At 68.2% G+C, this 13636-nt stretch carries 10 protein-coding genes; 3 read left to right on the plus strand and 7 right to left on the minus strand.

Going from position 1 to position 13636, the window contains the following annotated elements; translation table 11 throughout:
• Positions 1–81 precede the first annotated feature (81 nt).
• The 6 genes from NA12_RS15750 to NA12_RS15775 form a co-directional block, all read right to left on the minus strand.
• Positions 82–2613 (minus strand): ABC transporter permease, encoded by a 2532-nt coding sequence (locus tag NA12_RS15750; RefSeq protein ID WP_067450868.1) that lies wholly within the window; start codon positions 2611–2613, stop codon positions 82–84.
• On the minus strand, positions 2610–3386 hold the full coding sequence (locus NA12_RS15755; RefSeq protein ID WP_243654713.1) for an ABC transporter ATP-binding protein: 777 nt from the start codon (positions 3384–3386) through the stop codon (positions 2610–2612). Before NA12_RS15755 ends, NA12_RS15750 begins: the two co-directional genes overlap by 4 nt.
• Before the next feature lie 74 nt (positions 3387–3460).
• Positions 3461–4375, minus strand: a complete 915-nt coding sequence (locus NA12_RS15760) for a hydroxymethylglutaryl-CoA lyase-like TIM-barrel protein (RefSeq protein WP_067450874.1) — start codon at positions 4373–4375, stop codon at positions 3461–3463.
• Between the two features lie 163 nt (positions 4376–4538).
• Positions 4539–5750, minus strand: coding sequence for a CaiB/BaiF CoA transferase family protein (locus NA12_RS15765; RefSeq protein ID WP_067450878.1), 1212 nt, complete (start codon positions 5748–5750; stop codon positions 4539–4541).
• A gap of 56 nt (positions 5751–5806) precedes the next feature.
• Positions 5807–6736: a TauD/TfdA dioxygenase family protein gene (locus NA12_RS15770; protein ID WP_067450881.1), complete on the minus strand. Its 930-nt coding sequence runs from the start codon at positions 6734–6736 to the stop codon at positions 5807–5809.
• 102 nt (positions 6737–6838) lie between these two features.
• A complete protein-coding gene (locus NA12_RS15775; RefSeq protein ID WP_067450883.1) occupies positions 6839–7609 on the minus strand; it encodes a deoxyribonuclease IV in 771 nt (256 codons plus the stop codon).
• A gap of 120 nt (positions 7610–7729) precedes the next feature.
• Here NA12_RS15775 and NA12_RS15780 point away from each other — a divergent pair, with 120 nt between their 5' ends.
• The 3 genes from NA12_RS15780 to NA12_RS15790 all read left to right on the plus strand — a co-directional run bounded on the left by NA12_RS15780 (position 7730) and on the right by NA12_RS15790 (position 12767).
• Positions 7730–8926: a serine/threonine-protein kinase gene (locus NA12_RS15780; protein ID WP_084472795.1), complete on the plus strand. Its 1197-nt coding sequence runs from the start codon at positions 7730–7732 to the stop codon at positions 8924–8926.
• Between the two features lie 137 nt (positions 8927–9063).
• Positions 9064–10842, plus strand: coding sequence for a serine/threonine-protein kinase (locus NA12_RS15785; protein WP_067450886.1), 1779 nt, complete (start codon positions 9064–9066; stop codon positions 10840–10842).
• Complete coding sequence (locus NA12_RS15790; RefSeq protein WP_307188351.1) at positions 10818–12767, plus strand: serine/threonine-protein kinase; 1950 nt, start codon at positions 10818–10820, stop codon at positions 12765–12767. The genes NA12_RS15785 and NA12_RS15790 overlap by 25 nt, the downstream gene beginning before the upstream one ends.
• Here the strand turns inward: NA12_RS15790 and NA12_RS15795 are convergent.
• Positions 12712–13614, minus strand: a complete 903-nt coding sequence (locus tag NA12_RS15795) for a GNAT family N-acetyltransferase (protein ID WP_067450889.1) — start codon at positions 13612–13614, stop codon at positions 12712–12714. The genes NA12_RS15790 and NA12_RS15795 overlap by 56 nt on opposite strands.
• Between the last annotated feature and the right edge of the window lie 22 nt (positions 13615–13636).

Here is a 13636-nt window from a genome sequence, read left to right on the forward strand (position 1 = left end):
GTGGGTGCGGCGCACTTCGACCGCCCGCCACAGTTCGACCCCCGGTGAATATTCACCGGGGGTCGAGAATCCCTGTACCGCCTACAGATCCGCGATTGCCGCCAACGGCGGTGTCCGCGCGGCCCGCACACCCGGCCACACCGCGGCCAGCACACCGACCACACCGGAAGCCACCAGCACGAACACCAGCTGCGACCACGGAATGGTGATCTGGTCGATCCCCATGTCACGCAGCGTGCGCAGGAATCCGACACCGAGCGCGATGCCGAGCACCAACCCGACGATCGCGCCGAAGATGGCGATCAGCATGGACTCCAGGTAGATCGTGCGACGTACCTGCGCACGCTGGGTGCCGACCGCGCGCAGCATGCCGATCTCGCGCCGACGCTCCACCACCGACAGTGCCAGGGTGTTGATGATGCCGAGCACCGCGATCACCACCGCCAACGCCAGCAGCCCGTAGAGGATGGCGAGCAGGGTGTTGATCTGCTTGCCCTGCGCGCCCTTGAACTGTTCGTGGTCCTGCACCTGCACCACCACGAACGGTTCGGTGGCCTTCTCCAGATTCGCCCGCATCGCGGTGAGATCGGTACCCGGCACGGCTTTCACCAGCACGTACACATTGGTACGCAGACTCTGCGGCATCAGTTGCTCGTAGATACCCGGATCGACCACCATGGGGCCGAGCAGCGGCGTATCGGCGTAGACGCCGCCGATCGTGAGTTCGAGCTGCCGATTGTCGAGGCTGGTGATGGTGACCTTGTCGCCGAGTTTCCACCCACGATCGCTCGCCTCGGTCTCGTCGACGATCGCACCGCCGACGGGAATCGTGGTGGTGCCGCTGATCATGTCGACGTCCATCACCGGATCGATCGGACCGTCCGGTGAGGTGGCGCCGATCTGCTCGTCGCCGACCTTGAACGTGACGAGCCTGATCCCGGTGACATCGCTGATGCCGGGAACGTCGGTGCGCACGGCGTCGACCGCACCGATCGGCGCACCGATCATCTGCGGACCGGCGAGCACGTACTCCGCCTTCACGCCCTTGTCGATGAGCACCGCGACACTCGTCTTCGCCGAAGCGCCGAGAATGCCGATCGCCGAAACCAGCATCAGACCCAGGGTGAGCGCGAACGCGGTGGCGGCGGTGCGTCGCGGGTTACGCGTGGCGTTGTTGCGCGCCATCTGCCCGATCGCACCGAACGGCCTGGTGAGCACCCCGAGCACGAGCACCATCGGCCGCGACAACGCGGGCGCCGCCAGCAGCACCGCCAGAATGAGCCCGAGCGCGCCGACCCCGACCGTCACCGCCGAGCCCTTGCCGGTGCCCTGCGCACCCACGTACACGAGCACGCCACCGGCGACGGCCATCACCGCGCCGATGATCGTGCGCAACCGCAACGAATCACCCGTACTGGCGAATTCCGAACGCATCGCCTCCACCGGCGGCACCTTCGCGGCCCGGCGAGCGGGAGCGTAGGCACTGGCCACGGTGACGATCAGACCGACGAGCAACGCGACGATCGCGGTACGCGGCAGCACGGTCAGCGACCCGGTCGGCAGCCCGAGATCGAACGCGTTGAGCAACGCCGACAACCCGTACGCCAACCCGATACCCGCGGCCAACCCGAGCGCACTACCGATCAGCCCGATCACGATCGCCTCGGAGACGACCGACCGCCCGACCTGCTGACGACTCGCCCCGATCGCGCGGAGCAACGCGAGTTCGCGCAAACGCTGGGCCACGATCATCGAGAAGGTGTTGTAGATGATGAACGTGCCGACGATCAGCGCGATCGCGCCGAAGGCGAGCAGGAAGTAGTTGATGAAGGTGAGCGCCTCGGAGACCTCCTTCTTCATGTCCTCGCGGACCTCGTCGGAGTTCTGCACCTTGAAGTTGGGCAGGCCCGCGGCGAGCTGGTCGCGCAGCTCATCGGCCGAGACACCGGGCGCCGCGGCGATATCGGCGTAGGCGACGTGCGTGCCGTCGGTGAACAACTTGCGGCCCTGCGGTTCGGTGAACATCACCGCGACCACACCGCCGCCCTCGGCGCCCGGCATCTCGTAGATGCCCGACAGCGTCACCTCGAACGGGTTGCCCCTGGACGGAATCAGCACCTTGGTCTTGTCGCCGACCTTCAGCCCGGCCTTCTCGGCGCCGCCGACATTGAGCGCGATCTCGTTCGGCTGGGTGGGCGGGGCGCCCGCCACGAACTTCTCCGGGTCCTCGACAGCCTTGTCCGGCGGCAGATAGGACAGGCCGAAACTCGGTGCGCCACCGGTCTGCACGGCTTTCTTGCCATCGGGCTCTAGCAGCACGACCGGACCGTTCACGGCGGGCGCGACCCTGGCGACGCCGGGAGTCTTGGCCAGCGCGTCGACGATATTGGTCGGCACGCCCTGTGCCTGGCGGGCCGAGGGGCCGACACGCACGTCCACGCCCTGCGCCTGGCCTTCGAAAATGCCGTCGAAGGTGCGCTGCAAGGTATCGGTGAAGACGAACGATCCGGAGATGAAGGCGGTGCCGAGCACCACCGACAACAGGGTCAATGCCAGGCGCACCTTATGCGCGGCGAGGTTGCGCAGGGCGACCCTGCGCATCGGTGAGCTCATCGGGTTTCCAGCGCCTTCATCCGGTCGAGGATCGAATCCTGGGTCGGGTCACGCAGCTCGTCGACGATGCGACCGTCGGCGAGGAACACGACGCGGTCGGCGTAGGCGGCCGCGCGCGGGTCGTGGGTCACGATCACGACGGTCTGGCCGAATTCGTCGACCGAGGCACGCAGAATCGAGAGCACCTCACCCGAGGAGTGCGAGTCCAGGTTGCCGGTCGGCTCGTCACCGAAGATGATCTCCGGCTTGCCCACCAGCGCACGCGCACACGCCACCCGCTGCTGCTGGCCACCGGACAGCTCCGAGGGCCGGTGGTCGAGGCGGTCGCCGAGACCGAGGCGCTTGACGACGGTCTCGAGCCATTCCTGATCGGCCTTGCGACCCGCGATATCGAGCGGAAGGGTGATGTTCTCGAGCGCGGTGAGCGTCGGGACCAGGTTGAACGCCTGGAAGACGAACCCGATCCGGTCGCGGCGCAGCGCCGTCATCTGCTTGTCGGACAGGCCGGTGAGCGCGGTGTCGCCGATGCGTACCTCGCCTGTGCTGGCGCTGTCGAGCCCGGCCAGGCAGTGCATCAGCGTCGATTTACCCGAACCCGACGGGCCCATGATCGCGGTGAATTCGCCCTTCGCGAAGTCAGCCGATACCCCGTCCAATGCCTTGACCTGTGTATCTCCCGATCCGTAGAGCTTCACCAGATCGAGCGCGGCGGCCGCGATGTCGGTGGCGGCCGCCGCGTCGACGGCCTCGGTCCCCATGGCGTGCGAAGTCATGTCGTCCAGTCTGGCGGTCGACGGAAAACCGCGCCATCCGGGATCCCCCCGATACCGCAGGTCTTACCGACCTCTCAGCGAACGACCCATTCGAAGGCCTCGGCCTCCGATCGCGCGCCTTCCAGCGCGCGGGAGCGGTTGGGTTCGCCCAGATCGGTGAGAAGTTGCTCGGTGAGTCCGACCAGGTCGGCCAGCGAGGCCGGGGTGAACCAGTCGGGTCTGGTGGCGAAGAGGATGTCCTCGGACGCGGTATTGCCGCTGGCACCAGGCGCGAAGGGGCAGCCACCGAGGCCACCGAGCGCACCGTCGACCATGCTCGCGCCCGCGGCGACGGCCGCGAGCGTATTGGCCACGCCCATGCCCCAGGTGTCGTGACCGTGGAAAACGATGCGGCGCGGCACGGTGGTCTCGCGCACCGCGGTGACCAGGGCACGCACCTGACCGGGGTGGGCCTGGCCGAGCGTATCGGCCAGGACGATATCGGCGGCGCCGTCGGTGCGCGGGTCGTTCGCGATGGCGAGCACCCGGTCGGGATCGACGGGACCGTCGAAAGGACAGGTGAACGCGGTGGCCAGGCACAGCTGGATCTCGCCGCCCGCCTCGTGGGCGAGCCGGATCGCGTCGGGCATGGCCGCCACCGAGGTCTCGGTATCGCGGCCGATATTGGCCCTGTTGTGCGCGTCGGACACCGAGAAGCAGTACTGGAAATTGCGCGCGCCCGCCGCGGCGGCCTTCTCGACATGGCGCGGGGTAGCGACCCAGACCCAGCATTTCGCCAGTTCATCCGGGGTGAGCGCCGCGATCAACTCGAGCGAATTGGCCATCGGCGCCACCAGATCGGGCCGCGCCATCGACCCGATCTCCAGCGCGGGCACTCCCACGGCAAGCAACTTGCGCACCACATCGATCTTCTGTTCGACGGGCAGCACCTTGCCGGTGAGCTGCAAACCGTCGCGCAGCGTCACATCACGCAACAGCGGTGCGCTCACCGCCGCTGCTCCGGTTCCCGCGCGGGCACGCACATCACGCCACCGCACGGTTTGTCGCCCACGCTGGCCGGGGTGGGGTGGACCGTCGGACGCACATGACCCGGACCGCGCGGCTCCCACTTGTTGCGCACCGGCGGGCGGCGCCTGCCGTGTACTCGCCTCGTCACAGTGCCTCCAACGCGTCGATCTGATCTTCACTCATCCCGAGCAGCCCGCCGAGCACTTCTCTGGTGTGCTCGCCGAGGTCGGGGCCGACATTGCGGATCGGCAGCGATGCGTCCCCGATCACCGGGACGATGCCACCGAAACCCACCTGTTTGGGTTCGGCCTCGCCCACGTCGACCGGGAACATCTGGATCATATTGCGTGCGCGGTACTGCTCGTCGGCCACGATGTCGGCGGCGGTGTAGATCGGGCCGCACGGGATGGCCGCGTCGTCGAGCACTTTCAGCGCGTGCGCACGGGTGTGCTTGCTCGACCACTGCGCGATCGAGGCGTCGAGGCGTTCGCGGTTGCGCCAGCGGCCCGCGTTGTCGGCGAGTTCTGGATCGTCGGCGAGGTCAGGGCGGCCGATCACCCGCATGTACCGCTGGAAGATGGCGTCGCCGTTGCCACCGATGATGATCGAGTAACCGTCGCTGGTCGGATAGGCGTTGGACGGCGCGATGCCTTCCATCCGGCCGCCGACCCGTTCCCGAGTGATGCCGTAGGCGAGATGGTCGGGGATCAACGATTCCATCACCGACAGGATCGACTCGTTGAGCGCGACATCGATGATCCGCTCCGCCTGCGGCACCGGGCCGGTGACCCGTTCCCGCTGGAACAGTGCCATCACGGTCCCGAACGCCGCGTAGATGCCCGCGATCGAGTCACCGATCGACACCCCCGTGCGCACCGGCGGCCGATCGGGATCGCCCACCAGCTCACGCAGCCCACCGACCGCCTCCGCGACCGCGGCAAATCCCGGCCGCGCGGCCATCGGACCGGTCTGGCCGTACGCCGAGATCCGCGTGATCACCAGCTTCGGGTTCGCTTCCTCGAGCGCCTCGGGTCCCAGCCCCCACTTCTCCAGCATTCCCGGCCGGAAGTTCTCCAGCAGCACATCGCACTGCTTCACCAGGTCGAGCACGATCGCCCGCCCCGCCTCGGTCCGCAGATCCAGCACGATCGACTTCTTGTTGCGATTGACCGTGCGATACAGCATCGAGGTATCGCCGCCGTACAACCGCCAATTGCGCAATTCGTCGCCCGTACCAGGGCGCTCCACCTTGATCACCTCGGCGCCGAAGTCGCCCAGAATACGTCCGGCAGTGGGCGCGGCAACATAATTACCGAGTTCCAGGACGCGCACACCGTCCAACGGCCGAATACTCATGCGCCCAGTATGGCGGGCGGCCTCCCACACCCCTCAGCCACACCGCGCACCACCTCTCAACTGGCGAGCAACTCCACTTCCTCGATCACCGAGTACTCCTCGGCATTCCCCTTCAACACCGTGCTGGCGCGCCCATCGACACCGACCGGAATGTCACCGGCCAGAGTGATCCGGGTCAACCGCCGCGGCTGATCGTCGTAATCGTCGATCGCGTAATGCTGAGTGGCCCGGTTGTCCCAGATAGCCACATCACCGTCAGCCCAGTTCCAGCGCGTCGTGTTCTCCAACCGGATGACCCGATCCTGGAACAACCGGAACAGCTGGTCGGACTCGCGGGTCGGAATCCCCACGAACTGCTTCACGAAGTGCCCGAGCAGCAGCGCCCGCTCGCCGGTTTCCGGGTGCACCCGCACCACGGGGTGCTCGGTCTCGTACACATCGGACTGGAATTCTGCCGAGTACTCGACCTGCGACGGACGCACCTTGTCGACCGCTCCGACGTAGTCGTAGAGGTTGGTGTGCACCGCGCGCAGGTTCTCGGCCAGTGCCTTGAGCGGCGCGGGCAGCGAGTTGTAGGCCGCGACCGTGGACGCCCAGGTGGTCGAGCCGCCGTAGGAGGGTAGGTGCTCGGCGCGCAGGATCGATGCCTTCGGCACGCGGTCTACGAATGTCACGTCGGTGTGCCAGGAGTTGGCGCGGCTGCGCTCGGAGTCGATGGCCAGGCTTTTCACACCGGCCGACTTCACCGTGGGATGCGGGGTGGTCGGGCTGCCGAGCAGTTCGGCGAATTCGTACTGGCCGTCCTCGGTGAGGTGGTCCTGACCGCGGAAGAAGATCACCTTGTGCTCGTTGAGCGCGCGCCGGATCTTCGCCACGGTCGCCGCGTCCAGATCGCCACCGAGCCGGACACCATCGATCTGGGCGCCGATGTGAGCGCCGAGTTTGGTCACCGTCAGGGTGGTGGGGAGGGCGTGGTCGACCGGCATTGGGATCACCTTCACTGTCGTTCTCGATCGGTTGGTACGCATCAAGCACACCGTGAATCCGGTTCGACAGACAGGGTTTGCGTCGCGGTGATCCCAACGGCGTCAGCCGAGATGCTCCCGCAGGTAGGCCAGGTCCTCGGCGACCCCGTCGACCGGGGTTTCCAGGATGACGGGCGCACCGGCCGTGCGGCAGACCTCGGCCAGCAGTTGCGGGTCGATGGTGCCGTCGGCGAAGTTGGCGTGCCGGTCGGCGCCGGAATCGAATTCGTCGCGCGAGGAGTTCAGGTGCACGAGGTCGATGCGCCCGGTGATGGCCTTGATCCGCTCGACCACCCCGACCAGTTCCTCACCACCCGCCCACGCGTGGCAGGTGTCCAGGCAGAAGCCCGCGTCGTAGTCGCCGACCGCGTCCCACAGTCGCGCGATCGAATCGAAGCGCCGGGCCATCGCGTGGTTGCCACCGGCGGTGTTCTCGATCAGGATCGGCACGGCGAACCCGCCCTTGTCCTGCTGACGTTCGAACAGCTTGCGCCAGTTGTCGATTCCGGTGTCGAGCTCGGCGTCGGAGCGCACGTGTCCCCCGTGCACGACCAGGCCGAACGCGCCGAGCTCGGCCGCGGCCTTCGCCTGCTGGGCCACCGCGTTGCGCGAGGGCATCCGCAACCGGTTGTTCAGACTCGCCACATTGATCTGATAGGACGAGTGCACGACCACTTCGATCGGACTCGCCAGGATCTCGGCGGCCTTGGGGTGGGGCTGGGGTTTGTCCCAGCTCTGCGGATCGACCACGAACAACTGCACGACCTCGGCGCCGAGCTTCTCGCCGAAGCCGATCGGATCGCTCTCGTCGCGAACGTGTGCTCCAATGCGCATAGCCGCCACCCTAATATCAGGCACCGACAACTTCGCCCGCGATGTTGCGCGGCGGTGGGTTCGGGAGATACATCGGTAGAATTTCAAACGGGTGCTCTGCCCTGGAGGGGGTGACTTCGCGTGCTGCGCAAAGGCGACGTGTTCGCCGGATACACGATCCGGCGTGTGCTCGGCCAGGGTGGAATGGGCGTGGTCTACCTGGCCCGACACCCACGGCTGCCCCGGCTCACCGCGCTGAAACTGCTCAGCCGCGAGCTGTCTGCCGACGAGGAGATCCGGCTGCGCTTCGAACGCGAAGCCGATCTGGTGGCCCAGCTCGAGCACCCCAATATCGTCAATGTCTACGACCGCGGCACCGACGACGATCAGCTGTGGATCTCCATGCAGTTCGTGGCGGGCACCGATGTCGCGACCGCCGACGTGAACGTGCTGACACCGGGCCGGGCGGTGCAGATCGTCGCCGAGACCGCCACCGCGCTGGATTTCGCGCACGCGAGCGGAGTGCTGCACCGCGATGTGAAACCGGCGAACATCCTGCTCGCCAAGCCACCGATCGGGCGCCCGGAACGCGTGGTGCTCACCGACTTCGGCATCGCGGCGGTGCGCGACAGCGAGACCACCCTGACTTCGGCGGGCACGATCACCGCGACCCTGGCCTATGCGGCGCCCGAGCATCTGGCGGGCGCGCCCCTGGATCATCGCTGCGATCAGTACTCGCTCGCCTGCACACTGTTCTGGATGCTCACCGGCTCGGTGCCCTTCCCCGGGCCGAGCCCAGGGGCGGTGATCCAGGCGCACCTGAGCAAGCCCATCCCGCCGTTGCGCAGCCTGCGCCCCGACCTGCCCGCGACCCTGGACGCCGTACTGGCCAGGGCCACCGCCAAGCGCGTCGAGTCCCGTTTCGCCAGCTGCGCCGAGTTCGCGCACGCGGCCAGAGCGGCGCTGTTCGCGGCGCCGGGTCCGTGGCATCAGCAGCAGCAGTACACCGCGGCGGGCGTGGTGCTTCGTGCTCGCGAGTCCTACCCGCAGGCGCCGGGCCGTCACACCCCGGCGCAGCCCTACCGGAACGCGCCCCCGCCGACCACCCCCGCGCAGCCACACCCTCAGGTGCGGCCGACCACGCCCGCGCAGCCGCACCCACACGTGCAGCCGACCACGCCCGCGCAGCCGCATCCCCATGCGCCGCGGCCGTCGGCGGGCGGTCCGACCATTCCGCCGCCGCGACGCGGATCCACTCGCCCCGGCACCATCGATTTCCCTGGTGGCCGTAACCATCCCGGCTATATCGTGCCACCTCAGCAGCGGCGTCCGCCGTGATCGTGCGAGGCGTCGGCGCCGTCGCCGACTGCTAAGGTTTCGTTGATTTTCCCGTGGCGGGCAACCTCGGCCGCGGCTTTTATGCTGTACGCGCGTGCGCTGGTGGGTCCCGGCGCCCGGCGGGAAGTGGAGCAGACATGCTGGCCAACGGAGATGTCTTCGCCGGCTACGTCATCGAACGGCAGCTCGGCCGCGGTGGCATGGGTTCGGTCTATCTAGCCAAGCATCCTCGGCTACCGCGCATGACGGCGCTGAAGTTGCTCAATCGCGAGATGTTCTTCGACGCCGAGGTGCGGGCGCGGTTCGAGCGGGAGGCCGATCTCGTGTCGCGCCTCGACCATCCGAACATCGTCACCGTCTACGACCGCGGGCACGACGACGAACAGCTGTGGATCTCCATGCAGTTCATCGACGGCGTCGACGCGGCATCGGTGGATCCGCAGACGCTGCCGCCCGCTCGCGCGCTGCAGATCGTGAAGGAAACCGCCGACGCGCTGGATTACGCGCACGGCATGGGCGTGCTGCACCGCGACGTGAAGCCCGCCAATATCCTGCTCGCCCGCTCGGGCGCGGGCCGTGGCGAACGCGTCTACCTCACCGACTTCGGCATCGCCCGCTTGCGCGACGACACCGGCAACCTCACCCAGACGGGCACCTTCACGGCGACGCTGGCCTACGCCTCCCCAGAACAGCTCACCGGCGCCGCGCTCGATCACCGGTCCGACCAGTATTCCCTGGCCTGCACGCTGTTCTGGCTGTTCACCGGTTCCGGACCGTTCGCGGCGACCAACCCCGCCGCGGTGATCCAGGGCCACCTCCAGCAGCCGCCGCCCACGTTGAGCACTGTCCGGCCCGGACTCTCCTACGCGCTCGACCGGGTGCTGGCCAAGGCGATGGCCAAGCGGCCCGATGACCGGTTCGACTCCTGTTCGGATTTCGCCGAGGCCGCGATCGAGGCATTGAACAGCCCCAGCGCGCCCGCGTTGCCGATCGTCGGTCCGCGACCGGGCACCGGTGGGTCGCTGCCGATCGCCGGACGGCCGACGACGGGTGGCGCGATCCCGCAGACCGGCCTGCCGTATCCCGTCGCCACCCACGGCCCGATCACCGGCGGCCAGCTCGGTACGGCACAGGGACCGATGACCGGTGGCCCGATGGGGACGGCACAGGGCCACCAGACCGGCAGTCCGATGGGCGCCCAGCGACCGATGACCCAGTCGCCCACCGGCACTTCCCAGCCGTACACCCAGCAGTCGCGTCCGCAGTACCAGTCCGCGCCGCGGCCACAGGCCGGCGGTTTCGCCCAGTATCCACAGCGACCACCGTCGAAGTCGAATACCGGGCTGATCATCGGCATCGTCGTCGCGGTGATCCTGGTGATCGTGTTGCTGATCGCCATCGGTGTCGCGGCCAGCGGCGATGACGCGGGCGGCGATCGCACGACCACGTCGGCGGGCCCCCACATCACCCCGAGCGCCGACGCCATCAGCGCCGAGTTCGGCCGGATCGTGCCGGCCACGGTCGACGACTCCACCGGATACAACGGCGCCACCTGCTGGGAGACCGACAACACCAATCCGCCGTCGCCCGCGGAAGGCGAACCGGATTTCGGCGCCTGGGTGCACCTGTGGAGCTGCTTCGGCGGCGGCGACAGCGACGACCCGTTCTACCGGATCTACGCCTTCGACTCGGCCGCCGACGTCAAGGCGGTGCTCGACGGCCTGCCGACCAACACCAAGTCCACCGACAGCAACGGCGGCAAGCAGCACACCAACTACAAGTACACCGACAACGGGAACAAGATCATCACGAGTTTCACCGGCAATCCCGCCCGCTCCCAGTTCCTGATGTACACCGACGGCTACGGCACCGCCGACGAGGTGCTGCGTTGGTGGCGCTCGGCACCGCTGAACTGACCGCGATGTATGACGAGGGCGGCGTTTTCGCCGGATACACGATCGAACGACTGCTGGGCCGTGGCGGCATGGGCTCGGTGTATCTGGCGCGCCATCCGCGGCTACCCCGGCGCACCGCGATGAAGCTGCTGAACCGAGAGCTGTTCTTCGACAGCGAGATCAAGGCCAGGTTCGAACGCGAGGCCGATCTCGTGGCGCAGCTCGAGCACCCGAACATCGTCACCGTGTACGACCGGGGCGTCGAGAACGACCAGCTGTGGATCTCGATGCGCTACATCGACGGCGCCGACGCGTCGTCGCTGCCCGCACCTGTCGACCCGGCGCGCGCGGTCCGCATCGTCGCCGAAACCGCCGCGGCACTGGACTTCGCGCACAGTCGGGGCGTGCTGCACCGCGACGTGAAACCCGCCAACATCCTGATCGAACCGGTCGACGGCACCGAACGCGTCTACCTCACCGACTTCGGCATCGCCCGCCTGCACGACGACAACGCGGCGAAGCTGACCCAAACCGGAACCTTCACCGCCACCCTGGCTTTCGCCTCCCCCGAGCAACTCTCCGGCATCACCCTCGATGGCCGAGCCGATCAGTATTCGCTGGCCTGCACGCTCTTTCGCCTACTCACCGGATCCACCCCCTTCGACGCCACCAATCCCGTCGCGGTGATCCAGGGCCACCTCCAGCAACCCCCACCCCGCGCGAGCGCCCTGCACTCGGGCATCACCCCGGCACTGGACGCCGTGATCGCCAGGGGCATGGCCAAGCGCCCCGAGGAACGCTTCGCCACCTGCGCCGAGTTCGCCGCCGCCGCGCTCCACGCCCTGAGCGGTCACGCTCCCCCGCCGCAGGCCCACGTCTCGGGTCCGACCAGGACCTACCCGGTGAACTCGCCGTATACCCCCGGTGCCGGCTACCCGATCGCCGGCCACACCAACCCGAATTCGTTCGGCGGTGGGTCGCCATGGCCTGGCACGACCGGCGCCGATCAGCCGTGGGCCGCGGCGGGACAACAACCCACGCCCGCGGGTTACGGCGCGCAGTGGGGAGCGAGCTCCGGCCAGGGATGGCCGGATGGCCGATCGGGGGCCGCGCAGTCCGGTCCTTCGTGGTCGAACGGGGCACCCGCGAGCGCCCCGAACGCCCTCGCGCAGCGTCCGCGCGACGCCGGGGGTTCCCGGCAGACGGGCGGGCGTTCGTCGGTCGCCGAGGAGTACCTGGGCAAGAAGCGGAACTCGCGCTGGCAAGCGTCGCCGATCGCCTGGCTCGCGATGATCGCCATCGTGGTCTTCCTCGGCTGGATTCTGCTGATGTCCTTCGGCGACAACGGCGACACCGGAGCGTCGGGCACGCCCGGTCTCGAAACCTCCACGGTCGCACCATCATCGGTCGACGCGCCGACCTCCGCCTACCAGCGCCCGACGACGACCACGCGTCCGACGACCGATCGACAGGTCGTCGGCGCCAACGCGGTCAAGCTCAGCAACGAGTTCCCCAGCATGCTGCCCGCCACCTCGACGAGCAACCTGGTCCACGCCGGTTCGGGTTTGGGCAACGCGGGCTGCTTCGCCTACGACCGCGCGAGCGCGAGCCGCGACGCCGACGACGCGGACATGGGCGACTGGTCGGTGATGTGGCATTGCTTCGGTGGCGGCAACAAGGCCACCTACGAGTTCTTCCTCTACCCCTCCGCGGACTCGGCCGCGCAGGCGATTTCGGGTCTGCCCGCCAACGACGCGCGCCCCACGACCCATACCGGCCATTCCTACACGAACTTCGTCCTGCACGGCAGCCAGCCGCGATCACCGCGCATGGTCACCCGCTTCGACAGCGACCCGGCCCGCGGCGCCATGCTCATGTACAGCCGCGGTTTCATCGCCGACGAGGCCCAGATGCTGGATTGGTGGCGCGCCGCCCCACTGGTCTAGGCGTGTTCGCCTGGTCGACGCCCGCGCCGCTCAGTGTGTAGTGCACGAAGTCGCGCACCGGCTCGAAGCCGATGCGCTGATAGATCTTGTTCGAGGTCGGATTGGCCAGGTCCGTGAACAGGCAGGCGTCGGCGCCCTCCGCGCGAATTCGACCGGCGACCGTCGCCGTGAGCGCGCTCGCGAAGCCGTTGGCCCGGAACAGCGGTGGCGTGTAGACCGGGCCGATCCTGGCCCAGCCGAGAACGGCGGGCTGGCGTGCGACCAGGGTGACCGGCAAGCCGTCGTGCTCCCACAACCACGTGCTCGCGGCCTCGACTCGCCTGCGCACCGTCGCCTCGTCCAAGCGGCGCGGCCCGTCGGTCTCCACGCGGAACTCCTCGATCATCGCGATGCAGGTGTCCACGTCGTCGACAGTGGCCTGCCGGGGCGCTCCGGGGGCGGCGGGGACCCGCAGGGTGTCGAGGCGAAACAGCCTGGCCGAGTGCCGACGGCGGTAGGTGCCGCCGGTGGTCTCCGACCATCGTGTCGCGAAGGCGACGGCATCGGCATGCCCGCCCTCGACACTGCGCAGCGCGATCGCGTGCGTGGCGAAGGCGTCGACAACGGCCGAAATACTGTGCGCGGGTAGCTCACCGAGGTAGGCGGCGCCGTCGGTGCACTGTGCGATGCCGACGACCTGATCGGCGTCGTCGCGAACGCTCAGGAACAGCGTGGGCAGTCCGGACCTGCCGTTGACCGTGTTGACCAGAACGGTGGCGATGACCGTGTGCCGCAACGGATCACGGCGAAGCAACGGTCGCACGTCATGCATGAACCGGGCAGCGTCACTGGTGATTTCGATGCGCACGGGTCGAACGGTAAGTCTTCAC

The organism is Nocardia alba NBRC 108234 (assembly GCF_001612665.1).
GTDB lineage: Bacteria > Actinomycetota > Actinomycetes > Mycobacteriales > Mycobacteriaceae > Nocardia > Nocardia alba.